This window comes from Pikeienuella sp., assembly GCF_046290545.1.
In the GTDB taxonomy this organism is placed as follows: Bacteria; Pseudomonadota; Alphaproteobacteria; order Rhodobacterales; family Rhodobacteraceae; genus Pikeienuella.
The window spans coordinates 214,734-236,096 of the sequence record NZ_JBKAGV010000014.1; the positions used below are offsets into that span (position 1 = coordinate 214,734).

The 21,363-nt window shown below is 67.8% G+C and carries 22 protein-coding genes; 12 read left to right on the forward strand and 10 right to left on the reverse strand.

Going from position 1 to position 21,363, the window contains the following annotated elements:
• Positions 1-3: 3 nt before the first annotated feature.
• Both petA and ACE37J_RS12725 read right to left on the reverse strand, forming a co-directional pair.
• Entirely contained in the window at positions 4-552 is a 549-nt protein-coding gene (gene petA / locus ACE37J_RS12720; protein ID WP_409711630.1) for a ubiquinol-cytochrome c reductase iron-sulfur subunit, read from the reverse strand.
• Positions 553-727: 175 nt separating this feature from the next.
• Positions 728-1,144, reverse strand: coding sequence for a nuclear transport factor 2 family protein (locus tag ACE37J_RS12725; RefSeq protein ID WP_409711631.1), 417 nt, complete (start codon positions 1,142-1,144; stop codon positions 728-730).
• A gap of 107 nt (positions 1,145-1,251) precedes the next feature.
• Between ACE37J_RS12725 and ACE37J_RS12730 the strand changes: the two genes are divergently transcribed.
• On the forward strand, positions 1,252-1,482 hold the full coding sequence (locus ACE37J_RS12730; protein WP_409711632.1) for a hypothetical protein: 231 nt from the start codon (positions 1,252-1,254) through the stop codon (positions 1,480-1,482).
• A gap of 104 nt (positions 1,483-1,586) precedes the next feature.
• On the opposite strand, the gene ACE37J_RS12735 is transcribed toward ACE37J_RS12730, so the two are convergent.
• Positions 1,587-3,428 carry an ABC transporter ATP-binding protein gene (locus tag ACE37J_RS12735; RefSeq protein WP_409711633.1) on the reverse strand — a complete coding sequence of 614 codons (1,842 nt, stop codon included), beginning with the start codon at positions 3,426-3,428 and terminating at the stop codon, positions 1,587-1,589.
• Between the two features lie 103 nt (positions 3,429-3,531).
• Here ACE37J_RS12735 and ACE37J_RS12740 point away from each other — a divergent pair, with 103 nt between their 5' ends.
• Positions 3,532-3,636, forward strand: a complete 105-nt coding sequence (locus tag ACE37J_RS12740) for a type II toxin-antitoxin system RelE family toxin (RefSeq protein ID WP_409711634.1) — start codon at positions 3,532-3,534, stop codon at positions 3,634-3,636.
• A 48-nt stretch (positions 3,637-3,684) separates the two neighbouring features.
• On the opposite strand, the gene ACE37J_RS12745 is transcribed toward ACE37J_RS12740, so the two are convergent.
• Together ACE37J_RS12745 and lepA are read right to left on the reverse strand one after the other, a co-directional pair.
• Positions 3,685-4,401 carry a hypothetical protein gene (locus tag ACE37J_RS12745; RefSeq protein WP_409711635.1) on the reverse strand — a complete coding sequence of 239 codons (717 nt, stop codon included), beginning with the start codon at positions 4,399-4,401 and terminating at the stop codon, positions 3,685-3,687.
• 395 nt (positions 4,402-4,796) lie between these two features.
• Complete coding sequence (gene lepA / locus ACE37J_RS12750; protein WP_409711636.1) at positions 4,797-6,596, reverse strand: translation elongation factor 4; 1,800 nt, start codon at positions 6,594-6,596, stop codon at positions 4,797-4,799.
• Positions 6,597-6,740: 144 nt separating this feature from the next.
• On the opposite strand from lepA, the gene ACE37J_RS12755 reads away from it, so the two are divergent.
• Entirely contained in the window at positions 6,741-7,238 is a 498-nt protein-coding gene (locus ACE37J_RS12755; RefSeq protein WP_409711637.1) for a VOC family protein, read from the forward strand.
• 211 nt (positions 7,239-7,449) lie between these two features.
• Entirely contained in the window at positions 7,450-8,004 is a 555-nt protein-coding gene (locus tag ACE37J_RS12760; RefSeq protein WP_409711638.1) for a hypothetical protein, read from the forward strand.
• A gap of 230 nt (positions 8,005-8,234) precedes the next feature.
• On the opposite strand, the gene ACE37J_RS12765 is transcribed toward ACE37J_RS12760, so the two are convergent.
• From ACE37J_RS12765 to ACE37J_RS12775, 3 genes are all read right to left on the reverse strand, one after another.
• Positions 8,235-8,933, reverse strand: a complete 699-nt coding sequence (locus ACE37J_RS12765; RefSeq protein ID WP_409711639.1) for a vWA domain-containing protein — start codon at positions 8,931-8,933, stop codon at positions 8,235-8,237.
• 68 nt (positions 8,934-9,001) lie between these two features.
• On the reverse strand, positions 9,002-10,189 hold the full coding sequence (gene rlmN / locus ACE37J_RS12770) for a 23S rRNA (adenine(2503)-C(2))-methyltransferase RlmN (protein ID WP_409711790.1): 1,188 nt from the start codon (positions 10,187-10,189) through the stop codon (positions 9,002-9,004).
• Between the two features lie 23 nt (positions 10,190-10,212).
• Positions 10,213-10,767, reverse strand: coding sequence for an invasion associated locus B family protein (locus ACE37J_RS12775; RefSeq protein ID WP_409711640.1), 555 nt, complete (start codon positions 10,765-10,767; stop codon positions 10,213-10,215).
• Between the two features lie 148 nt (positions 10,768-10,915).
• Between ACE37J_RS12775 and ACE37J_RS12780 the strand changes: the two genes are divergently transcribed.
• The 6 genes from ACE37J_RS12780 to ACE37J_RS12805 all read left to right on the forward strand — a co-directional run bounded on the left by ACE37J_RS12780 (position 10,916) and on the right by ACE37J_RS12805 (position 15,732).
• On the forward strand, positions 10,916-11,512 hold the full coding sequence (locus ACE37J_RS12780; RefSeq protein WP_409711641.1) for a sigma-70 family RNA polymerase sigma factor: 597 nt from the start codon (positions 10,916-10,918) through the stop codon (positions 11,510-11,512).
• Complete coding sequence (locus tag ACE37J_RS12785) at positions 11,505-12,533, forward strand: asparaginase (RefSeq protein WP_409711642.1); 1,029 nt, start codon at positions 11,505-11,507, stop codon at positions 12,531-12,533. The genes ACE37J_RS12780 and ACE37J_RS12785 overlap by 8 nt, the downstream gene beginning before the upstream one ends.
• Positions 12,534-12,573: 40 nt before the next feature.
• Positions 12,574-12,918, forward strand: a complete 345-nt coding sequence (locus tag ACE37J_RS12790; protein WP_409711643.1) for a hypothetical protein — start codon at positions 12,574-12,576, stop codon at positions 12,916-12,918.
• 42 nt (positions 12,919-12,960) lie between these two features.
• Positions 12,961-14,616, forward strand: coding sequence for an energy-dependent translational throttle protein EttA (ettA, locus tag ACE37J_RS12795; RefSeq protein ID WP_409711644.1), 1,656 nt, complete (start codon positions 12,961-12,963; stop codon positions 14,614-14,616).
• A gap of 174 nt (positions 14,617-14,790) precedes the next feature.
• Entirely contained in the window at positions 14,791-15,357 is a 567-nt protein-coding gene (locus tag ACE37J_RS12800; protein WP_409711645.1) for a DUF4145 domain-containing protein, read from the forward strand.
• Between the two features lie 294 nt (positions 15,358-15,651).
• The gene (locus tag ACE37J_RS12805; RefSeq protein ID WP_409711791.1) at positions 15,652-15,732 is read left to right on the forward strand and encodes a hypothetical protein; all 81 of its coding nucleotides are present in this window, start codon (positions 15,652-15,654) and stop codon (positions 15,730-15,732) included.
• Between the two features lie 63 nt (positions 15,733-15,795).
• On the opposite strand, the gene ccrA is transcribed toward ACE37J_RS12805, so the two are convergent.
• Together ccrA and ACE37J_RS12815 are read right to left on the reverse strand one after the other, a co-directional pair.
• Positions 15,796-17,049 (reverse strand): crotonyl-CoA carboxylase/reductase, encoded by a 1,254-nt coding sequence (ccrA, locus tag ACE37J_RS12810; RefSeq protein WP_409711646.1) that lies wholly within the window; start codon positions 17,047-17,049, stop codon positions 15,796-15,798.
• Between the two features lie 120 nt (positions 17,050-17,169).
• Complete coding sequence (locus ACE37J_RS12815) at positions 17,170-18,501, reverse strand: 1-acyl-sn-glycerol-3-phosphate acyltransferase (RefSeq protein WP_409711647.1); 1,332 nt, start codon at positions 18,499-18,501, stop codon at positions 17,170-17,172.
• 102 nt (positions 18,502-18,603) lie between these two features.
• On the opposite strand from ACE37J_RS12815, the gene ACE37J_RS12820 reads away from it, so the two are divergent.
• Both ACE37J_RS12820 and ACE37J_RS12825 read left to right on the forward strand, forming a co-directional pair.
• Positions 18,604-19,281: a nitroreductase gene (locus ACE37J_RS12820; RefSeq protein ID WP_409711648.1), complete on the forward strand. Its 678-nt coding sequence runs from the start codon at positions 18,604-18,606 to the stop codon at positions 19,279-19,281.
• A 100-nt stretch (positions 19,282-19,381) separates the two neighbouring features.
• Positions 19,382-21,349 carry a methylmalonyl-CoA mutase family protein gene (locus tag ACE37J_RS12825; RefSeq protein ID WP_409711649.1) on the forward strand — a complete coding sequence of 656 codons (1,968 nt, stop codon included), beginning with the start codon at positions 19,382-19,384 and terminating at the stop codon, positions 21,347-21,349.
• Positions 21,350-21,363: the final 14 nt, after the last annotated feature.

The following is a 21,363-nucleotide window of genomic DNA, read 5'->3' on the forward strand; positions in this document are numbered from 1 at the left end:
TCCTCAGCCGAGCCGGATCAGGCCGTCATCCACGAAGGACGCGACGGGAACGGGAAGGTTCTTCGGGGCCGGGCCCCGGCGGATGCGGCCGGCGGTGTCATAGTGGGAGCCGTGGCAGGGGCAGAACCAGCCGCCGAAATCGCCGGCGTCGCCGAGCGGCACGCAGCCGAGATGGGTGCAGACGCCCATCATCACGAGCCATTCGCCCGCCTCGTCAAGCGTCCGGTTCTCGTCCGACGCGTCGGCGCCTTCGCGATTTGCGTTCTCGGCGCCCTGGTCCGGAAGCTCGGAGACCGCGGTCGCCCGCGCGGCCTCGATCTCCTCTTCCGTCCGCCGACGGATGAAGACCGGCTTGCCGAGCCACTTGACGGTGATCTGCGTTCCGGGCTCGACGCCCGAAACGTCAACTTCGATTGAGGCGAGCGCGCGCACGTCCGCGCTGGGGTTCATCTGGTCCACGAGGGGCCAGACCGCGGCTCCGACGCCGACCGCGCCTGCGGCGGCTGTCGCGACATAAAGAAAGTCGCGGCGGGTTCCGGTGGCTTCTGACAAGGCTACCATCCTTTTCCAGGCCGTCTCATCCGGCGTTTCTGGGCGTGGGAGGCGGAACACGGCGCACCGCGCGCCGCCTGGCGCGCCCTTTGCTTATCGCCAAGGCAATTAGCGCGCGGTGAACGCCGCGTCCAGCGCAGAGCGGAAGGTCGCAGGCGCCCTCTCGTCGCACCCTTCAGGCGGATTTCGGCCGGAAATTCATGAAGCGCGGGTCGGTCGAGACGCGGGCGTTCATCGCTTCCCGCAGGGCGGCGACGGATTTCAGCGGTCGCATCGCCACTTCGAAGGTCGCGATCAACCCGTCCGGCCCGAGCGTGACAAGGTCCACGCCCACCGCGTCGAGATCGCCGACCCGGCACTGGAATTCCAGCGCCCAGTCCGCCCCCGCGCCCATCACCCGCCGGTAGCGGAACGCCTCGAACACATGCCCGACATGGCCGAGAACGGCCGCCACCGCCTCCCGCCCCTCCCAGACCGCCCAGTAGGTCGGCGGCAGGAAGCGGACATCGGGCGCGAGCAGCGCCGCGATCGCCTCATGGTCTCCCGAGGCGACGACCGCCTGCATCCGTTCGATCGTGGGGTGAACGTCCATTCACCGGCCCTCCCGCGCGCGTTTGCGAATCGAAACCGATTCTTCACAAACCGAACATATCGTTGTCACACACCTGCCCGATACCCTATCTTGTAGAGGAGGAGCTCATGCTCGACAACGCCACCCGCGCCCGGCTGGCCGAATTGCGCCGCCGCATCGACGAGGCGGGGCGAAGCTGCGAGGAGACGGAAGCGGCCCTCGCCCGCGCCCGGCGCAACGCCGCCGCGCTGCCGGAGACGACGCCGTTCCTCGGCGCTTGCGCGGCGGAGCTCGAAAGCCTCGCAGCCCGGATGCGCCGCGTCGCCGCCGAGGCCGCGACCCCGCACTACGCGGACTGACCGATTTCCGCCCCCCCCGGGGGCGGCCCGAAGTTCCCTGTCGCCCGAAGGCTGTCCCTGTCCGGCGACGCACTGGCCCCGCCCCGCAAAGGCGGGGCTTTTTTTCACTCCGCCGCCTCGAGCCCGATGAAGCCGCCCGATTGCCGGTCCCAGAACCCGGCGTAGAGCCCGCCGCGGGCGAGGAGCTGGCCATGCGTCCCCTCCTCCGCCACGCGCCCGCCCTCCAGCACCACGATCCGGTCCATCCGCGCGATGGTGGAGAGCCGGTGCGCGATGGCGATGACGGTGCGGCCCTCCATCAATCGGTCGAGGCTTTCCTGAATGGCCGCCTCCACCTCCGAATCGAGCGCGGAGGTCGCCTCGTCCAGCGCCAGCACCGGAGCGTCCTTCAGGATCGCGCGGGCGAGCGCCACGCGCTGCCGCTGCCCGCCGGAGAGCTTCACCCCCCGCTCGCCGAGATGCGCGGCGTATCCGCGGCGGCCCGCATTGTCCTCCAGCTTCAGGATGAACTCGTGCGCCTCCGCCTCCCGCGCGGCGGCGATCATCTCCGCCTCGGTCGCGTCGGGGCGGCCATAGAGGATGTTCTCCGCCGCCGGGCGGTTGAACATCGCCGTCTCCTGCCGGACCATGGCGATCTGCCGCCTGAGATCCTCCTGCCGGAGGTCGCGCACGTCGATCCCGTCCAGGGTCACGCGCCCGCCCTCCACGTCATAGAGCCGGAGGAGGAGGGAGAGCGCGGTGGTCTTCCCCGCGCCGGAGCGGCCGACGAGCGCCACCTTCTCCCCCGGCCGCACATGGAGCGAGAACCGGTCGAGCCCGCCGCCCCTGTCGCCCCGGCCATAGGCCATCGTCACGTCCTCGAAGCGGATATCCCCCCGCGCGCGCGCCAGCGGCTTCGGCGCCTCCGGGTCCCTGATCCGGTGCGGGGGCGAGAGGGTCTTCATCCCGTCCTCCGCCTCGCCGAGATTGGCGAAGATCACCATGGCGGTGAAGCTGATCCAGCCGGACATCTGCGCGATCCGGGTCGAGAGCATGCCGGCGATGGCGATGTCCCCCGCGCTCGCCGCACCCCCCTGCCAGAGCCAGAGCGCGGCGCCGACGAGGATCACCGGCAGCGTCCCCGCCAGCAGCATCAGCCAGCCGCGGAAGCCGGCGGAGAGCACGCCGAAATCCAGCGCCTTCTCCCGGAACGAGGCGAGCGCATCTTCCGCCCCCGTCTCCTCCCGCCCGGACCGGGCGAAGAGCTTGACCACCGCCATGTTGGAGAGCGTGTCGACGATCCGCCCCGTCACCTGGGCCCGCGCCTCCGCCCGCGCCCGCGCGCGAAGCCGGATGCGCGGCAGATACCAGCGGATCAGGAAGACATAGCCGACGAGCCAGAGCCCGAGGAGGAGGACGAGCCAGAGATTCACCTGCGCCAGCACCAGCATCGCGCCGATGACGGTGGCGAGGGCGAAGGCCATGGAGTTCGTCATCTCCAGCATCACCTCGGTCACCGCCGTGCCCGTCTGGATCTGCTTCTGCGCGATGCGGCCCGCGAAATCGTCATCGAAGAATTTCAGCGCCTGGCCGAGCGTGTGCCGGTTCAGCCGCGTCACGATCTGCGGGAAGAGGTTGGGCCCGAGCGTGACGGAGTTGAGCGCGGCCGAGAGCGTCATCGCCGCGGGGCGGAGGACGATGAAGAAGAAGGCGGCGAAGAGCAGCATCGGCCATTCCGCCGCCAGCCATGCCTCCCGGTCCGAAGCCAGCGCCCGGTCGATCACCACGCCGATGAGAAGCGCGCCGAGGCTCTCCAGCACGCCCACGAGCGCGCCCGCCAGCCCCGCCCAGATGATCGCCCGCCAGGCGCCCGTCAGCAGCCAGCGGACGAAGGGCCCGAACTTCTGGGGCGGCGCGCCGGCGGCCTCGGAAAAGGGCGCGACGAGGGAGGAGAAGAAGCGGCGCATGCCTTGCAGGTAGCGCGTAGGGCTCCGGAGCGCCAGAGCGCGGGGCGCAGGGCAGGGTTGCGCGGGGGCGGCGGGGAAGGGTTGACGGTGCGGCGGCGGGCGGGTGCGGGTCGGGGACTGGCGGATCGTCTACGAGATCGAGGACGGGCCGCTGGTGGTGCTGGTTCTGGCGATGGCCTCGCGGGGGGAAGTTTACAAGGGGATGTGAGGGCGGTTACACTCCGTGGCACAGCGATTTCCTGAAGACTGTTGCAATCTAAAGACCCTTGCGAAGTTCTATCAAGTCGTAGCGCACTCCTAGAAGCTCATAGCGCGCGCGATATATACCCATAAATATATAGTGAGTACATATTCCAACCTGAGACAGTGTTTTTAGCGAATAGTCCAGAGTAGCGCCATCGCCAATTATTTGCATCGAATTTATCGACGTGTCTCCATTGTCCAATCCCTCAATTTCAATCAGATTAAATGTCGAAATTGGCATTGGGTGCGCACCAAAGCCAATCGTTCGTTCTATAAGCTCCTCGAACACCCTCGCATCAACGATATCGCGCTTCCGAATTGATTCACGCATTGCACCGAACTTAAAGGTGTCCCGGAACACTCTTTTTGCTTTTTTGTTATCCTCACGAGAGATCCATACTTCAAACAGTTTGGGATCTGATGCAATCAAAGATGCATATCCGGACCATTCAAGGCAGAGTCTCAAGAGAGCGAACGCCTCAGGTATTTGGCCTGAAAATACAAGTTGACTAGACGCACGAAATGCAGAGACTGCGCGAACAAAAAATAGAACTGGTAGACTTGGCCTTGGATTGATCCATTTACTGAATATCTTTTCAAAGAGCTGATCAATCTGGATTGCCCTTTTGGATTCGATTTTATTGTGGAAGGTCGCGAGTTGATTTTCGCGACAAATTTCAAAGAAACGCGTGAGCTCATCGTCTCCCCATCCCGGTGGTGATGAATTCATGCTTTCTCCTCGGCGAATCCCTTAGTCATTAGGTTTGGTGAATTAGATCAAAAATTTCAACACAGCGTTATTGTTTCGCCCTGAGGGAAGGTTGACCTTAAGGTCAATATCGATCAAAAATTTATGGATGGCCAATACAAAAAAATACAAAATAAACATAGCCCTGCGTGAGATTCTCCATGGGGCATCTTCAGTGCTGTCCAAAAAGCTTGCTCTGTAAACGCATGCTCTGCGTCGCGCGCAACGGCTCCGGCGGCGCTTCGACCCTCGGGGTCCCGGCTCGGGGCCGGGACGGGCCGGGCTCACACATGCAATTTTCGTGCTATTTTCAGTAATAAAACAAAATCAACCACATAACCCCCCTGCGCACTGTGCGCACACACACGGCTTTCCCCTCACCCGTCCATCTTCAGGGCGTTGATGAAGGCCTCCTGAGGGATGTCCACCTTGCCGAACTGGCGCATCTTCTTCTTGCCGGCCTTCTGCTTGTCGAGGAGCTTGCGCTTGCGCGTCACGTCCCCGCCATAGCACTTGGCCGTCACGTCCTTGCGGAGGGCGGAGATCGTTTCGCGGGCGATGATCCGGCCGCCGATGGCCGCCTGGATCGGCACCTTGAACATGTGCTGGGGGATCAGCTCCTTCAGCTTCTCGCACATGACCCGCCCGCGCATCTCCGCCCGGTCGCGGTGGACCATGGTGGAGAGGGCGTCCACCGGCTCGTCGTTGACGAGGATCTGCATCTTCACGAGATGGTCCGTCCGGTAGCCGATCATCTGGTAGTCGAAGCTGGCGTAGCCCTTGGTGACGCTCTTCAGCCGGTCGTAGAAGTCGAACACCACCTCGTTCAGCGGCAGGTCATAGACCACCATGGCGCGGGAGCCGGCATAGGTGAGGTCCATCTGGATGCCCCGCCGGTCCTGGCAGAGCTTCAGCACGTCGCCGAGATAGTCGTCCGGCACGAGGATCGTCGCCTTGATCCGCGGCTCCTCGATATGGTCCACCCGCACCGCCTCCGGCATGTCGGCGGGGTTGTGGAGCTCCATCACCGTGCCGTCCGTCTTGTAGACCTGGTAGATGACGGAGGGGGCGGTGGTGATGAGGTCGATGCCGTATTCCCGCTCCAGCCTGTCCCGGATCACCTCGAGATGCAGGAGGCCGAGGAAGCCGCAGCGGAAGCCGAAGCCGAGCGCGGCGCTCGTCTCCATCTCGTGGGAGAAGGAGGCGTCGTTGAGCGCCAGCTTGTCTATGGCGTCGCGCAGGTCCTCGAACTCGGCCGTGTCCACCGGGAAGAGGCCGCAGAAGACGACGGGCTGGGAGGGTTTGAAGCCGGGCAGGGGCTTGTCGCAGGGCTTCTTCTCATGGGTGATCGTGTCGCCCACCCGCGTGTCCCGAACCTGCTTGATCGAGGCGGTGAGGAAGCCGAGCTCGCCGGGCCCGAGCTCGCCCGCCGGGGTCATGCCCGGGCGGAAGACGCCGATCCGCTCCACGGGGTAGGTTCCGCCCGTGCCGATCATGCGGATGCGGTCGCCCTTCTTCAGCACGCCGTCGATGATGCGGACGAGGACGACGACGCCGAGATAGCTGTCATACCAGCTGTCCACCAGCATCGCCTTGAGCGGCGCCTCCCGCTCCCCCTTCGGGGCGGGGAGGCGGGTGACGATGGCTTCGAGAACGTCCGCGATGCCGAGCCCGGTCTTGGCGGAGATCAGCACGGCCTCGGAAGCGTCGATCCCGATCACGTCCTCGATCTGCTCCCTCACCCGGTCCGGCTCCGCCGCGGGGAGGTCGATCTTGTTGAGGACGGGCACGATCTCGTGGTTCGCGTCGATCGCCTGGTAGACATTGGCGAGGGTCTGCGCCTCCACCCCCTGGCTCGCGTCCACCACGAGGAGCGAGCCCTCCACCGCGCGCATGGAGCGGGAGACCTCGTAGGCGAAGTCGACGTGTCCGGGCGTGTCGATGAGGTTGAGGACGTAATCCTTCCCGTCCTTCCCCTTGTAGTCGAGCCGGACCGTCTGCGCCTTGATGGTGATGCCGCGCTCGCGCTCGATATCCATCGAGTCGAGCATCTGCTCCTTCATCTCCCGGTCCGCGACCGTTCCCGTGAGCTGGATCAGCCGGTCGGCCAGGGTGGATTTCCCGTGGTCGATATGGGCGACGATGGAGAAGTTCCGGATGCGGGAAAGGTCGGTCATGCGCGGCGATATGCGGGGGAAAGGGCCTCCGGTCAAGCGCGGCGCATTGGCGCCGCGGCGGAGACGGTCTTGGCCGGACAGGGCGCTTTATCGGCGCGCCGTGGCGGGCGATATGTCGGGGGAGTGACAGAGGAGACGCCCGCCATGATCCCGCTTCAGACCGCCCCGAACCCCGTCGCCCCCGGCACGCGGATCGGGCATGTCCACCTCAAGGTGGCGGACCTCGACCGGATGCTCGGCTTCTATTCCGGCGTGCTCGGCCTTTCGGTCATGCAGCGCTACGGGGACGAGGCGGCCTTCCTCTCGGACGGGCGCTATCACCATGCGATCGGGATGAACACCTGGGAGTCGAAGGGCGGCAAGCGGCCGCCGGAGGGGACGACGGGGCTCTATCACACCGCGATCCTCTATCCCGACCGCGCCGCGCTCGGCGACGCGCTGCGCCGGCTCGACGCGGCGGGCTGGCCGCTGACCGGCGCCTCCGACCACGGCGTCTCCGAGGCGCTCTATCTCGACGATCCGGAGGGGAACGGGGTGGAGCTCTACTTCGACCGGCCGGAGGCGGAATGGCCGCGGGACGGGCAGGGGCGGCTCGCGATGGTCACAAGGCGGCTGGACCTCGCGGCGCTCAGGGCGGCATGAGGCGCGCGCGCCCGCCCGTGTGCGCACAGTGAGCAGGGGGGTTATCTGACTGAAAATAAATGGATATCGAAAATTTCGAAATTTTTTCGCCCCCGCCGCTTTCATCCGGGCGCACGAGATGACGGAGCCTCGGCCGCTTTCGACCCGCGCCCGTCGTGACGGCGGCGCCGGATCGCGCTAGGCTGACCGCGGCAACGGAAGGAAGCGCGCCATGATGCGGAAGGACCGGGGGGAACGGAGCGGCGGGCGGCCGCTCCCCGGGCCATCGGGCGCGCGCTTCGCGGCGCCCTATCTCGCGGTCGGCATCGTGTTGATGGCGGCGGCCTTCGGCCTCACCCGGTTCGTCGAGCCGCTGCTCGGCCCCGGCCTCGCGGCTTTCGCGCCGGCGCTCTCCATCCTCCTCGTCTTCGGCGCCGCCTTCCTCCTCTTCCGGCTGCGCGAGGCGCGGCGGGAGGGCGCGGCGCCGCCCGGATTGCCGCTGGAGGACTTCCTCTCGGAGGGCGGGGTCATCGCGCCGCATCTCGGCGAGGCGGCGCGGCGGCGGGCGCTTTCCGCGCTCAGGGGGCTGGCGCGGCGGGGCGACGTTATCGCAATCGAGATCGACCCGGCCTCGGTCGATGGCGGCGCGGCGGACGCGGTGACGATCGTCACGACGGCCCCGGCCCATCTCGTCGGCACATGGGAGACGCGGCTGGGCGCCGAGCTCGTCGGCCCCGGCGCGGCCGCGCCGGGCGGGGCGCGGCGGCTGAGATTCTTGTGGGATTAAAGCGGTCGCCCGATCCGGCCGGGCGGGGGCGCCGCGCTTCCCCTGCGACCGTCGGCCCGTGCGACGAGAACGGGCCGCGGCCTCCCTCCCGCCGGGAGGCCGCATCGCGACCCTTCAAGACGCTCAACCGTCAGAGTTCTTGACGCCACAAACCGCTGCAACCACTCGCTTCGCGGCGGCCACCCGAGGGAGACCGCGGCCCTTGGCGCGCTGTTCGGGCGCTGGCCGGCCTAGTCCAGCAGGCTCACCACCGGGCAGGCCAGCGTCTCCCGCAGCGCCTCGACCAGTTCCTCGACCGTCTCGGTCGTCACGACCAGCCCGCCGGTCTTCTCGGCCATGCAATCGGCCTTGTGGACGCTGTTGTCCGGCCGGAAGAGGGGGTGGCCCTCAAGGTCCGGCTGAAGCTGGAAGCCGATCACATGCACTATGAGGCCGGCGCCCTTCGCGGCGAGTTCGGCGCCGAGCGCGCAGGGCGAGCCGCCGCATGTCTCCCGCCCGTCAGTCACCAGCACGACGACGCCCGGCCTGGCCGTGTAGTCCAGCGCATCGGCGGCGCGGCGCACCGCCGAGGTGAGCGGCGTGTCGCCGTCGGGCCGGAGCGCCTCGACCTCGCCGATGATCCGCGGCGCGGCGTCGTGGACCGGCGGGAAGCGCAGATCGACGCTGTCGCAGCTCTTGGGGTGCCCTTGCGGCCCGTAGGTCACGAGGCCGAGGCGGCGCCAGGCGGCGATCTCCGGCATCGCGCGGCGCATCGCCTCGCGCGCCGCAACGATCCGGGGTTCGCCCTCGGTCCCCGGCGCCGGTTCGGACATCGAGGCGGAGCCGTCGAAGACGATGATGGCGTCCGAGATGCAGGAGGGTTCCGCCGGCGCGGTGACGGGCGCCAGCAGGGCGGCGGCCAGCGCGAGCCGTTTCGTCGTCTTGAACATGCTGACCTCAGCAGACGCTAAGCGGCCTTCACGGTCGCAGGCCGCCGCGAGACTGTCGAGTCCGGACCTTACGCCCCGCCCGCCTCCGCCTTCACGCGCGCCTTCCGCACCCGCTCCGTCGCGGATTTCAGCTGCCCGCAGGCCGCCATGATGTCCTCCCCCCGCGGGGTGCGGACGGGGGAGGCGTAGCCGGCGCGGTTCACGATCTCCGCGAAGGCCTCGATGCGCGCCCAGTCCGACCGCTCATAGGGCGCGCCGGGCCAGGGGTTGAAGGGGATGAGGTTGATCTTGGCCGGGATGCCGGCGATCAGCTTCACGAGCCGCTTCGCATCCGCATCCGAATCGTTCACGCCCTTCAGCATGACGTATTCGAAGGTGATCCGCTCCGCATTGGAAAGCCGCGGCCAGGCGCGGCAGGCGTCCAGCAGGGACTTGATGTTCCATTTGCGGTTGATCGGCACCAGCCTGTCCCGCACCTCGTCCGTCGTCGCGTGAAAGGAGATGGCGAGCATGCAGCCGATCTCCTCCCCCGCCCGCACGATCTCCGGCACGACGCCCGAAGTAGAGAGCGTGATGCGGCGGCGGGAGAGGGAGAGGCCCTCATGGTCCATCGCGATCTTCATCGCGTCCCGCACCTGATCGAAATTGTAGAGCGGCTCGCCCATGCCCATGAGGACGAGGTTGGAGACGAGGCGCTTCTCGCCGAGCGGCTTTCCCGCGCTCGCCCATTCGCCGAGATCGTCCCGCGCCACGAGGATCTGGCCGACGATCTCCGCCGCCGTCAGGTTCCGCACCAGCGTCTGCGTGCCGGTATGGCAGAAGGAGCAGGTGAGCGTGCAGCCGACCTGGGAGGAGATGCAGAGCGTGCCGCGATCCTCCTCCGGGATGTAGACCGCCTCGACCTCGTGCCCGCCGTCGATCCGGAGGAGGTATTTCCGCGTCCCGTCATTCGAGACCTGGCGCTCCACGATTTCCGGCCGCGCGATGCGGAAATGTTCTGCGAGGAAGGCGCGGAAGGGCTTGGCGAGGTCCGTCATCGCCTCCGGGTCCGAGACGCCCTTCTGGTAGAGCCAGGACCAGAGCTGCCGGACGCGCATGTTGGCCTGTTTCGGGTCGGCCCCCGCCCCGATCAGCGCGGCGCGCATCGCCTCCCGGCTCATGCCGACGAGGTTGGGCTTCGCCTCCTTCGCGACGAGGCGGGGCAGGACGCGCGCTTCGGGCGCGAGCGCCTCCTGAACCTTCGGGGCCGTGTCCATCGCCATCCTCTCCGCCGCGCCGCTCACTTGCAGAGCGCGCGCGCCTCCTCCAGCGCCGCGGTGAAGCCCGAGAGCGAGAACGTGTCCACCGTCGTCGTGCCGCGGGTGGAGACGCCCGTCACCTCCGCCGTCGCGCCGCGGCGCATGGCGGAGACGAGGCGCTCGTCGCTCTCGGCGCTGTCGGCCCAGGCGCCTTCGCCGGAGGTGAACATCTCGAACCGGTCCGACCCGATCTTGACCTCCACCGAACTCCCCGACCTGAACGGGTAGCCCGGCAGCATGGAAACCTCGTTCTTCACGTTCGCGCCGGGCCGGATCGCCACCATGAGGAAGATGTCCCCCCGGTTGACCGAGACCGGCTTGCCCGAACGGAGCGCGCGGGAGGAGACGGGCTGCGAGACGATCCAGCATTGCCGGTCCGCCGCCGCGCCCTCCTTGAAGATGCTCCAGTCCCGCTTCGCGCCGACGCTCTCGCTCACCGACTGGGCGGCCGCGCCGCCCATTGTGGCGGCGAGGCAGATCGCCGCAACCATCCCGCGCAGGGCGCCTCTCCGCGCCAATTCCCTTGACCTCGTCATGTCCGCTCTCCGCCGCAATGCCGCATGAGGCCTCAGCGCCTCTTTTTTCCGTCATGCCGATGCGGATACTATGACGAAATCGCCCCTCGGCGCCACCCTCCGGCGACGATGCGGCGCAGCCCAGCGCAAGGATCGGGACAAGGCGAGCGTGACAGGAACGACCGACGCCGCCGGCGACGCGGAGCCGGATGACGCCGCCCTGATCCGGCGGATCGCCGAGATGCGCGACCGGGACGCCTTCGCCGCGCTCTTTCGTCGCTATGCCGGGAAGATAAGGGGCGCGCTGGTGAAGGCGGGGGCGCGGCCGGAGGAGGCGGACGAGGCGGCGCAGGAGGCGATGCTCGCCGTCTGGCGCAAGGCGGGGAGCTTCGACCCGGCGCGGGCGCCGGCCTCGGCCTGGATCTTCGCCATCGCGCGGAACCGGCGGATCGACATGATCCGCCGCGCGCGCCGGCCGGAGCCCGACCCGGAGGACCCGCTCTTCCGGCCGGAGCCGCCGCGCTCCGCCGCCGCGGAGATCGCGGAGCGGGAGCGGGATGCGGCGCTCGCCGCCGCCGTCGCGGCGCTTTCGGAGCCGCAGAGGGATGTGGTGCGGCTGGCCTTTTTCGTCGGGCTCAGCCATCCCGAGATCGCGGCGCGGCTCGGCCTGCCGCTCGGCACGGTGAAATCCCGGCTCCGGCTGGCCGGGGAGAGGCTGCGCGCCGCGCTCGGCGCGGCGTTCGCGAGGGAGATGTTCGATGAATGAGGTGAACCCGGCGCTCGCCACCCGAAGCCGCGCCGGCTTCGTCGAGCGGGTGCATCATGGCCGGGTCGCGGTGGTGGACGGGCGGGCGGCGGGCGCGCCGCTCGTCGCCGCGCTCGGGGACGCGAAGGCGCGGATGCTGCCCCGCTCCTCCTGCAAGATATTGCAGGCGCTGCCGCTGGTCGAATCGGGGGCGGCGGACGCGGCGGGGCTCACGCCCCGGCATCTCGCGCTCGCCGGCGCCTCGCACCAGGGCTCGGACGCGCATGCGGCGCTCGCGGCGGAATGGCTGGGCTCCATCGGGCTTTCGGAGGCCGATCTCGAATGCGGGCCGCAGGAGCCCGGGGACCGGGAGACGCGGGAGCGGATGATCCGCGCGGGCGAGGCGCCCTCCCAGCTCCACAACAACTGTTCGGGCAAGCATTCGGGCTTCCTCTGCTGCGCGAAGCACACGGGCGCGGCGACGGAGGGCTATGTCCTCCCCGACCATCCGGTGCAGCGCGCGGTGGCGCTGGCGACGGCGGAGATGGCGGGGGAGGAGGTTTCCGACTTCGCGGTGGACGGCTGCGCGGCCCCCAATTTCGCGCTCTCGCTCGAAGGGCTCGCGCGGGCGGCGGCGCGCGTGGCGGCGGCGGAGACGGCGCTTTCGGGCGCGCGGCGCGCGGCCGCGATCCGGCTCCGCGAGGCGATGGCGCTCCATCCGTTCGAGGTGGCGGGGGAGGGGCGGGCCTGCACCGACATCATGCGCGCCGCGAAGGGGCGGCTGATGGTCAAGACCGGGGCGGAGGGCGCGTTCATCGCGATCTGGCCGGAACGGGGGCTCGGCCTCGCGCTCAAGATCGATGACGGGAACGGCGCGGCGGCGGAATGCGCGCTCACGGGCCTCCTCGTCGCGCTCGGCGCGCTGGACGGGGCGGACCCGGCGGCAGCGCGCTATCTCGCGCCGGTCGAGACGAACCGGCGGGGGATCGTCTGCGGCGGCGGGGCGCCTACCGCGGCGATTTCGGGCTTCACGCTCGGTTAACCCCAATATTGGAGAAAGTTCGCCGAAAGGAGCCTCGATCATGCGGGATTCGGCGAAAGCGGTCGTGCAGTTCTCGCCCCGGCGCGAGCCGGTCGAGGCCGCGTCGGACCTCGAAGCCTATGAGGACCTGATCTTCGAGGCGATCGAGCGGCTGGCGCGGATCGAGGCGCTGACGGCCGGCGGGCGCTTCCCCGCCGTGCGCCGCACCGCAGGCGACCTCGCGGCGATCGCCCGGCGGCTCGGCCTCCCGTCCCTCGCCCGCGTCGCCGCCGATCTGGCGAAGACGGAGGACGAGCACGCCGCCGCCGCGATTTCCGCCCGTCTCCTCCGCCTCGGGGAGAGCTGCGTCGCGGCCGCGATTGCGCCGGGGCCCCGCTTCCGGTAACTCCGCGCCCGGAACCCCGGGAATGTCAGGCGGAGCGCGGTCATGGCCAGCTATCAGTATGTCTATCACATGGATGGCGTCTCGAAGGCCTATCCGGGCGGCAAGAAATGCTTCGAGAACATCCGGCTGAACTTCCTTCCCGGCGTGAAGATCGGCGTCGTCGGCGTCAACGGCGCGGGCAAGTCCACGCTGATGCGGATCATGGCCGGCATCGACAAGGATTTCTCCGGCGAGGCCTGGGCGGCGGAGGGCGTGCGCGTCGGCTATCTGCCGCAGGAGCCGAAGCTTTCCGAGGACAAGACGGTCCGCGAGAACGTCATGGAGGGCGTCGCCGCGAAGGTCGCGATCCTCGACCGCTACAACGAACTCGCCATGAACTATTCGGACGAGACGGCGGACGAGATGGCGCAGCTGCAGGACGAGATCGACGCCGCCAATCTCTGGGATCTCGACAGCCAGGTGGACGTCGCGATGGAGGCGCTGCGCTGCCCGCCCGACGATGCGGCGGTGACGAATCTCTCGGGCGGCGAGCGGCGGCGCGTCGCGCTCTGCAAGCTTCTCCTCGAAGCGCCGGAGATGCTGCTCCTCGACGAGCCGACCAACCATCTCGACGCCGAGACCATCGCCTGGCTCCAGAAGCACCTGATCGAATACAAGGGGACGATCCTGATCGTCACCCATGACCGCTATTTCCTCGACGACATCACGAGCTGGATCCTGGAGCTCGACCGCGGCCGGGGCCTGCCCTACGAGGGCAATTATTCCAACTGGATGGAGCAGAAGGCCAAGCGGCTGGAGCAGGAATCGCGGGAGGACAAGTCGAAGCAGAAGGCGATGGCGAAGGAGCTCGAATGGGTTCGCGCCTCCGCCCGCGCGCGGCAGGCGAAATCCAAGGCGCGCATCGCGGCCTATAACGAGATGGCCAGCCAGTCCGAACGCGAGCAGATCGGCAGCGCGCAGATCATCATCCCGCACGGCCCGCGGCTCGGCAACAAGGTGATCGAGGTCGAGGGCGTCTCGAAGGGCTATGGCGACAACCTGCTGATCTCCGACCTTTCCTTCTCGCTCCCGCCGGGCGGCATCGTCGGCGTCATCGGGCCGAACGGCGCCGGCAAGTCCACGCTCTTCCGCATGATGACGGGGCAGGAGCAGCCGGATGCGGGCGCCATCACCTTCGGCGAGACGGTGAAGCTCTCCTACGTGGACCAGTCGCGCGACGCGCTCGACCCGAAGAAGACGGTCTGGGAGGAAATCTCGGACGGGCTCGACATCATCAAGCTCGGCCAGGCGGAAATGCCCTCCCGCGCCTATTGCGGCGCCTTCAACTTCAAGGGCGGGGACCAGCAGAAGCCCGTCGGCCTCCTCTCGGGCGGCGAGCGGAACCGGGTGCACATGGCGAAGCTGCTGAAGAGCGGCGGCAACGTCATCCTCCTCGACGAGCCGACCAACGACCTCGACGTGGAGACGCTGCGGGCGCTGGAGGACGCGCTGGAGCGCTTCTCCGGCTGCGCCGTCATCATCTCGCACGACCGCTGGTTCCTCGACCGGCTCTGCACCCACATGCTCGCCTTCGAGGGCGACAGCCATGTGGAATGGTTCGAGGGCAACTTCCAGGATTACGAGGCGGACAAGATCCGCCGGCTCGGGCCGGATTCGGTGGAGCCGAAGCGGATCCGGTACAAGAAGTTCGCGCGGTAGGGGCAATCTATGCCGGAGTTTAATTGGACATGCGAATTCTGCAATCGAGCTCAAACAGTTTCCAGCAGCAAGGAGGACACTATATTTTCTGAGATATCTGTGGGAGAGAGCGCTCTTGGGAGTATTGGCATATTGTCGCAGCACATATGTTGTTCTAATCCAGATTGCAAGCAAGTGACTTCTACCGTTTATATTGCTCGAAGAGTTTATTCAAAGGAGAACGGGAAATACATCGCAGACTTTAGCAAGATTTTCGCTAGGGCCCGCCTAATGCCCGAAAGCTCTGCAAAGCCACAGCCGAACTATATCCCGGGTCCAATTGTTGAGGACTACAAGGAGGCTTGTAGAATAAAGGACCTGAGTCCGAAGGCATCAGCAACTCTTGCGAGGCGGTGTATTCAAGGCATGATTCGAGATTTCTGCGGAATCTCTGAGGTTACGCTATATAAAGAAATAGAAAAACTTCGAGATGCCGTCGCCTCTGGAAATGCGCCGCGGGGTGTGTCAGAAGAAAGTATAGACGCTATTGACCACGTAAGAAAGATTGGAAATATCGGAGCCCATATGCAGAAGAACATTTCCAAGGTTGTCTCAGTTGACAGTGGTGAGCCTCAGATACTTATAGATCTAGTCGAAACTCTATTTGAGGAATGGTATGTATCTAGGGAAAGGAGGCGGTTGCGCTTGGAAAGCGTTAAGGCGCTTGCTGAGAGCAAATATGAGGTGGACAAAGAGCACTAGCTCTTATTCTGGATTTTCTACTGTGTTGACTGAAACGGCATTGAAACTTCATCATCTGTAGCCGATGTGATCGGGTGCGCCCGATCAGCGCGCGATACATGCATGCGAGGGAGATCGCCCGCCATGACGAAGCCGCGCGACGTGCCCGTGATGACGACGGATGAGGAGGCCGAGGCCTTCCTCGAACAGGACCTTTCGGGCCTCGATTTCTCCGCCTTCCGCGCGCCCTCCTAGGAGGGCGAGCGGAAGACAGCGCGGGTCAACATGCGCCTGCCGGAATAGCTGATCCAGGCGGTGAAGGCGCGGGCGGCGGAGCGGGGGATTCCCTATCAGCGGCTCATTCGCGAGGCGCTGGAGCGGGCTGTGCGGGGGTAGCGCGCCCGCGCTGCCTGCCGATCCGCGGGGCGGACCGGCCGGAGGCCTGTCGATGTCGGCGGCTCAGACCGCCTCGCGCGCGTCCTCCACCGTCCGGAGCCCGGTGCGCGGGGAGGAGACGAGCACGGCCATGTTGCCGGGCTTGTGCTCGTTCCGCAGCATCTTCATATGCGCCGCCGGAATGTCCCGCCACTCGAAGACCTCGGACATGCAGGGGTCGAGCCGCCGCTCCACCATCAGCCGGTTCGCCGCGCTCGCCTGCTTCAGGTTCGCGAAGTGGGAGCCCTGCACGCGTTTCTGGTGCATCCAGAGATAGCGGGCGTCCATCGTCAGCTTGAAGCCGGTCGTGCCGGCGCAGATCACCACCATGCCGCCCCGCTTCACCACGAAGACGGAGACGGGGAAGGTCGCCTCGCCGGGATGTTCGAAGACGTAGTCGACGTTCACGCCCTTGCCGGTTATCGCCCAGATCGCGGCGCCGAATTTCCGCGCCTCGGCGAACCAGGTCTTGTATTCGGGCGTGCCGATCTGGGGCATCTCCCCCCAGCACTTGAAATCCTTGCGGTTGATCGCGCCCTTCGCGCCGAGGCCCATGACGAAATCGCGCTTGTCCTCGTCCGAGATCACGGCGATGGCGTTCGCGCCCGCGGTGTTGCAGAGCTGGATCGCGTAGGAGCCGAGCCCGCCCGAGGCGCCCCAGACGAGCACGTTGTCGCCCGGCTTCAGGATGTGCGGGCGGTGCCCGAACAGCATCCGGTAGGCGGTGGCGAGGGTCAGCGTGTAGCAGGCCGCCTCCTCCCAGGTCAGGTGCTTCGGCCGCTCCATGAGCTGGCGGGACTGGACGCAGGTGAACTGGGCGAAGCTGCCGTCCGGCGTCTCGTAGCCCCAGATGCGCTGGGTGGGGGAGAACATCGGGTCGCCGCCGTTGCACTCCTCGTCGTCGCCGTCATCCTGGTTGCAGTGGATGACGACCTCGTCGCCCACCTTCCAGCGCTTCACCTTCTCGCCCACGGCCCAGACGATGCCGGAGGCGTCCGAGCCCGCGATGTGGAATTCCGCGCCGTGCACGTCGAAGGGGGAGATCGGCTGCCCGAGCCCCGCCCAGACGCCGTTGTAGTTGACGCCGGCGGCCATCACGAGCACCAGCACCTCGTCCGCGCCGGGCTTCGGCGTCGGCACGACTTCGAGCTGGAAGGACTTGTCGGGCTCCCCGTGCCGCTCGCGCCGGATCGCCCAGGCGTGCATCTTCTCGGGGATGTGGCCGAGCGGCGGGATTTCGCCGACGTCGTAGAGGTCCTTCGTCGCGTCCAGGGCCATTCCTGTCTCCTGTTTGCCCGCGCCGCGATTCGCCGCGCAAGATTCGTTCGTTTCGTCGATCATGTGGCTAATTACATTATCAAGCGTTGAGCGCAAGCCGGATTGTGCGGCGCAGCAGGTTCAGCGCGGGAGCGCCGCGCTCCGCGCATAGAAGGCGAGGAGTTGCGCGTCCCGCACCGTGAGGCGCCCGCCCTCCTCCGCCACGACCCGGCGGAGCAGAAGCTGCGCCAGCCCGGCCTCGACCGCCGCCGCAAGCCCGGCCTGCGGCATGACGAAATGCGCGCCCGCATCCTCCAGCCGTCGCGCGAGGGCCTCCGCTCCGGCGGCGAGGGCGGCCCTGTCCGCCGCCCCGGCCTCCAGCGCGGCGGCGACGAGCCCGACGGGGAGCACGGGCGTCGCCGCCCCGATCCGCCGCATCAGCTCCGCTGCCAGCGCCTCCGGCCCGCCCGCGAAGCCGCCGAGCCGCAGCGGCGCGCCGAAGCCGACCGCGGCGTAGCCGAAGCGGGAGGCGCGCCCGGTGAGCCGCCCGAACGCCCAGCCGAGGAGAAAGCCGAGCGCGACGCGGGGCTTTACGTTGAACCGCCCCGCGCCATGCGGCCCGTAGGCGGAGAGAAGCAGCCTGTCCTCCAGCACGCGGTCATAGTTGACGCCGACGGGGACGAAGATCACGTCCCGCTCCGCCTTCGCCTCCACGATGTATGAAAGGATGCCGAGCTTCGGCTCCCCTTGCGCGCCGTCGCGGCTCAGGCCGCCCTCGGGGAACACCGCCTGCGTCACCCCGCCCTCGACCGCCATCTGCACATAGCGGCGAAGGACGGTGCGATAGAGCGCGCCCCGCTCCCGCCGCCGGATGAAATAGGCGCCCATGTTCCGGATGACGCGGGAGAGCGGCCAGATCCGCGCCCATTCCCCGACGGCGTAGGAGAGCGAGGCGGCGCCCGAGGCGAGGTGCGTGACGAGCAGGTAATCCACGTTCGAGCGGTGGTTGATGACGAAGACGACCGCCGCCTCCGGGTCGATCTCCGCCAGCGCGGCGCGGTCGAAGGCGCCGAGCCGCACCTTGTAGAGCGCCTCCGCCACCCAGCGGCAGAGCCGCGCGCCGACGCCGAAATACATGAAGGCGGAGAAGGAGGGTACGATCTCCCGCGCATATTCGCCGACGAGGCGGTGCGCGATGTCCCGCGGCATCCCCGTCTCCGCCACATGCGCCTCGACCGCGCGCATCACCTCCGGGTCGTGCCCCAGCCGCTCCACCAGGAAGGCGCGGCGCATCAGGCGGAAGGGCTGGATGCGGAGCGAGAGGCTGCGGTTGAGCCGCTCCACCGCCCGCTCCAGCCGGCGGCGGAAATACCAGCGGAAGGTCGGCGCCACGAGCCGGTCCAGCACGGCGACGGCGAGGCCGAGCGCGCCGAGGGCGAGCAGCCAGACGGGAATCTCGACAGTCGCGCCCATCGGCGGAGGATGCGGCGGAGCGGGCCGGGCGGCAAGCGGCGCCCCTCGACATTTCCGCCCCGCCGGGCGATGCGGCGGCTCCGGCGGAAAAGGGAGACCGACATGAATCTCGATCAGGCGATGCGGGAGCGGCGCTCCATCCGCGGCTTTTCCGACCGGCCGGTGCCCCGCGCGCTGCTGGAGGAGATCGTCGCGCTCGCCAACCGCGCGCCGTCCTCGATGAACACGCAGCCCTGGCGGCTCCATGTGCTGACCGGCGCGCCGCTGGAGCGGGTGCGGCGGGGGAACACGGAGCGGATGCTCGCCGGCGTCCCGCCGAGCCGGGAGATCGGGGACTACGCCGCCTATGAGGGCGAGCACCGGAAGCGGCAGATCGAGATCGCGGTGCAGCTCTTCGAGGCGATGGGGATCGAGCGGCACGATGCGGAGAAGCGGCAGGACTGGGTGATGCGCGGCTTCCGCCAGTTCGACGCGCCGGTTTCAATCGTCGTCTGCTTCGACCGGTCCCTCCTCGGCAACACGATCGCGCATTTCGATGCGGGGGCGATGACCTTCGGCCTCGTCCTCGCCGCCTGGGCGCGCGGGCTCGGCGCCGTCATCAACGGGCAGGGGATCATGCAGAGCCCGGTCGTGCGCGAGGTGGCGGAGATTCCGGAGGACGAGGTGATCCTGACCTGCGTCGCGCTCGGCTGGCCGGACGAGGCTTTCGCCGCCAACGCCGTCGTCTCCCGCCGCCGCCCTGTGGAGGCGTTCACGCGGTTCATCGGGTTCGAGGAGTGAAGCGCCGGGTCATTTTCGGCGCCGCACGCCGCCCCCTTGCGAAATAATCTTGCGCAGGTATTTTCGCCGCAACGCAACATGACCGACTCGTGAGGCCGCGATGCCCGACGGAACGAAAGACAGACCCTGGCTCTTCCGCACCTATGCCGGCCATTCGACGGCGGAAAAGTCCAACGCGCTCTATCGCGGCAACCTCGCCAAGGGGCAGACGGGCCTTTCCGTCGCCTTCGACCTGCCGACGCAGACGGGCTATGACAGCGACCATGTGCTCGCCCGCGGCGAGGTCGGCAAGGTCGGCGTGCCGATCTCCCATCTCGGGGACATGCGGACGCTCTTCAACGAGATTCCGCTCGACAAGATGAACACGTCGATGACGATCAACGCCACCGCGGCCTGGCTGCTGGCGCTCTATGTCGCCGTGGCGGAGGAGCAGGGGGCGGACGTCTCGAAGCTCACGGGCACGGTGCAGAACGACATCATCAAGGAATATCTCTCCCGCGGGACCTATGTGTTCCCGCCGGAGCCGAGCCTCAGTCTCATCTCCGACATCGCGGCCTGGACCTATTCGAACGCGCCGAAATGGAACCCGATGAACGTCTGCTCCTACCACCTGCAGGAGGCGGGGGCGACGCCGGAGCAGGAGCTGGCCTTCGCGCTCGCCACCGCCATCGCCGTGCTCGACACGGTGAAGGCGCGGAAGGCGGTTTCGGACGAGGATTTCCCGCAGGTCGTCGGCCGCATCTCCTTCTTCGTCAATGCGGGCATCCGCTTCGTGACGGAGATGTGCAAGATGCGCGCCTTCACCGAGCTTTGGGACGAGATCTGCCGGGAGCGCTACGGCGTCGAGGCGGAGGAGTACCGGCGCTTCCGCTATGGCGTGCAGGTCAACAGCCTCGGGCTGACGGAGCAGCAGCCGGAGAACAACGTCTATCGCATCCTCCTCGAAATGCTCGCGGTGACGCTCTCGAAGAACGCCCGCGCCCGCGCCGTGCAGCTGCCGGCCTGGAACGAGGCGCTGGGCCTGCCCCGGCCGTGGGACCAGCAATGGTCGCTCCGGATGCAGCAGATCCTCGCCTACGAGACGGACCTCTTGGAATTCGGCGATCTCTTCGACGGCAACCCCGCGGTCGCCGCGAAGGTCGAGGCGCTGAAGGCCGGGGCGCGGGAGGAGCTGGCGACGATCGACGGGATGGGCGGCGCCGTCGCCTGCATCGGCTACATGAAGGGCGCGCTGGTGGAGGCGAACACCGCCCGGCTCGGCCGGATCGAGCGGGGGGAGACCACGGTCGTCGGCGTCAACCGCTTCCAGAACGGGGAGGAAAGCCCGCTCACCGCCAACGAGGGCGGGATCATGACGGTCGACCCCGCGGTGGAGGCGGAGCAGATCGGGCGGCTGAAGGCCTGGCGCGAAGGCCGGGACGAGGCGGCGGCGCAGGCGGCGCTCGCCGGTCTCCGCGCCGCGGCGCGAGAGGGGCGGAACATCATGCCGCCCTCCATCGCCTGCGCGAAGGCGGGGGTGACGACGGGCGAATGGGGCCTCGCCATGCGCGCCGAGTTCGGCGAGTACCGGGCGCCCACCGGCGTCGGCAAGGCCGTCTCCAACGCCGCCGAGGGGCTCGACGAGGTGCGCGAGGCCGTGGCGGCGGCGAGCGCGCGGCTCGGCCGGACGCTCAAGTTCGTCGTCGGCAAGCCGGGGCTCGACGGGCATTCGAACGGCGCGGAGCAGATCGCCGTGCGCGCCCGCGACGCGGGCATGGACGTGACCTATGAGGGCATCCGCCTGACGCCGGAGGAGATCGTGGCGCAGGCGCGGGAGGAGGGGGCGCATGTGATCGGCCTCTCCATCCTCTCCGGCTCGCATCTGCCGCTGATCCAGGACGTGATGGGGCGGCTGCGGGAGGCGGGGCTCTCCGTCCCCGTCGTCGTCGGCGGGATCATCCCGGATGCGGATGCGGCGGCCTTGCGGCAGATGGGGGTGGCGAAAGTCTACACCCCGAAGGATTTCGACCTCAACCGCATCATGTTCGACATCGTGGCGCTGGTGGACGGGGAGAAGGCGGCGGCGTAAGGCCGCCTTCCCAC

What these genes read in the sequence shown, in the direction of transcription:
- ACE37J_RS12775 (WP_409711640.1), bottom strand. Translation starts at nt 10,767, where the DNA reads ATGACGAGGTCAAGGGAATTGGCGCGGAGAGGCGCCCTGCGCGGGATG.
- ACE37J_RS12730 (WP_409711632.1), top strand. Translation starts at nt 1,252, where the DNA reads ATGCTCGACAACGCCACCCGCGCCCGGCTGGCCGAATTGCGCCGCCGC.
- ACE37J_RS12820 (WP_409711648.1), top strand. Translation starts at nt 18,604, where the DNA reads ATGAATCTCGATCAGGCGATGCGGGAGCGGCGCTCCATCCGCGGCTTT.
- ACE37J_RS12760 (WP_409711638.1), top strand. Translation starts at nt 7,450, where the DNA reads ATGATGCGGAAGGACCGGGGGGAACGGAGCGGCGGGCGGCCGCTCCCC.
- ACE37J_RS12825 (WP_409711649.1), top strand. Translation starts at nt 19,382, where the DNA reads ATGCCCGACGGAACGAAAGACAGACCCTGGCTCTTCCGCACCTATGCC.
- ACE37J_RS12755 (WP_409711637.1), top strand. Translation starts at nt 6,741, where the DNA reads ATGATCCCGCTTCAGACCGCCCCGAACCCCGTCGCCCCCGGCACGCGG.
- ACE37J_RS12785 (WP_409711642.1), top strand. Translation starts at nt 11,505, where the DNA reads ATGAATGAGGTGAACCCGGCGCTCGCCACCCGAAGCCGCGCCGGCTTC.
- ettA (WP_409711644.1), top strand. Translation starts at nt 12,961, where the DNA reads ATGGCCAGCTATCAGTATGTCTATCACATGGATGGCGTCTCGAAGGCC.
- ccrA (WP_409711646.1), bottom strand. Translation starts at nt 17,049, where the DNA reads ATGGCCCTGGACGCGACGAAGGACCTCTACGACGTCGGCGAAATCCCG.
- ACE37J_RS12725 (WP_409711631.1), bottom strand. Translation starts at nt 1,144, where the DNA reads ATGGACGTTCACCCCACGATCGAACGGATGCAGGCGGTCGTCGCCTCG.
- lepA (WP_409711636.1), bottom strand. Translation starts at nt 6,596, where the DNA reads ATGACCGACCTTTCCCGCATCCGGAACTTCTCCATCGTCGCCCATATC.
- rlmN (WP_409711790.1), bottom strand. Translation starts at nt 10,189, where the DNA reads ATGGACACGGCCCCGAAGGTTCAGGAGGCGCTCGCGCCCGAAGCGCGC.
- ACE37J_RS12815 (WP_409711647.1), bottom strand. Translation starts at nt 18,501, where the DNA reads ATGGGCGCGACTGTCGAGATTCCCGTCTGGCTGCTCGCCCTCGGCGCG.
- ACE37J_RS12735 (WP_409711633.1), bottom strand. Translation starts at nt 3,428, where the DNA reads ATGCGCCGCTTCTTCTCCTCCCTCGTCGCGCCCTTTTCCGAGGCCGCC.
- ACE37J_RS12765 (WP_409711639.1), bottom strand. Translation starts at nt 8,933, where the DNA reads ATGTTCAAGACGACGAAACGGCTCGCGCTGGCCGCCGCCCTGCTGGCG.
- ACE37J_RS12790 (WP_409711643.1), top strand. Translation starts at nt 12,574, where the DNA reads ATGCGGGATTCGGCGAAAGCGGTCGTGCAGTTCTCGCCCCGGCGCGAG.
- ACE37J_RS12745 (WP_409711635.1), bottom strand. Translation starts at nt 4,401, where the DNA reads ATGAATTCATCACCACCGGGATGGGGAGACGATGAGCTCACGCGTTTC.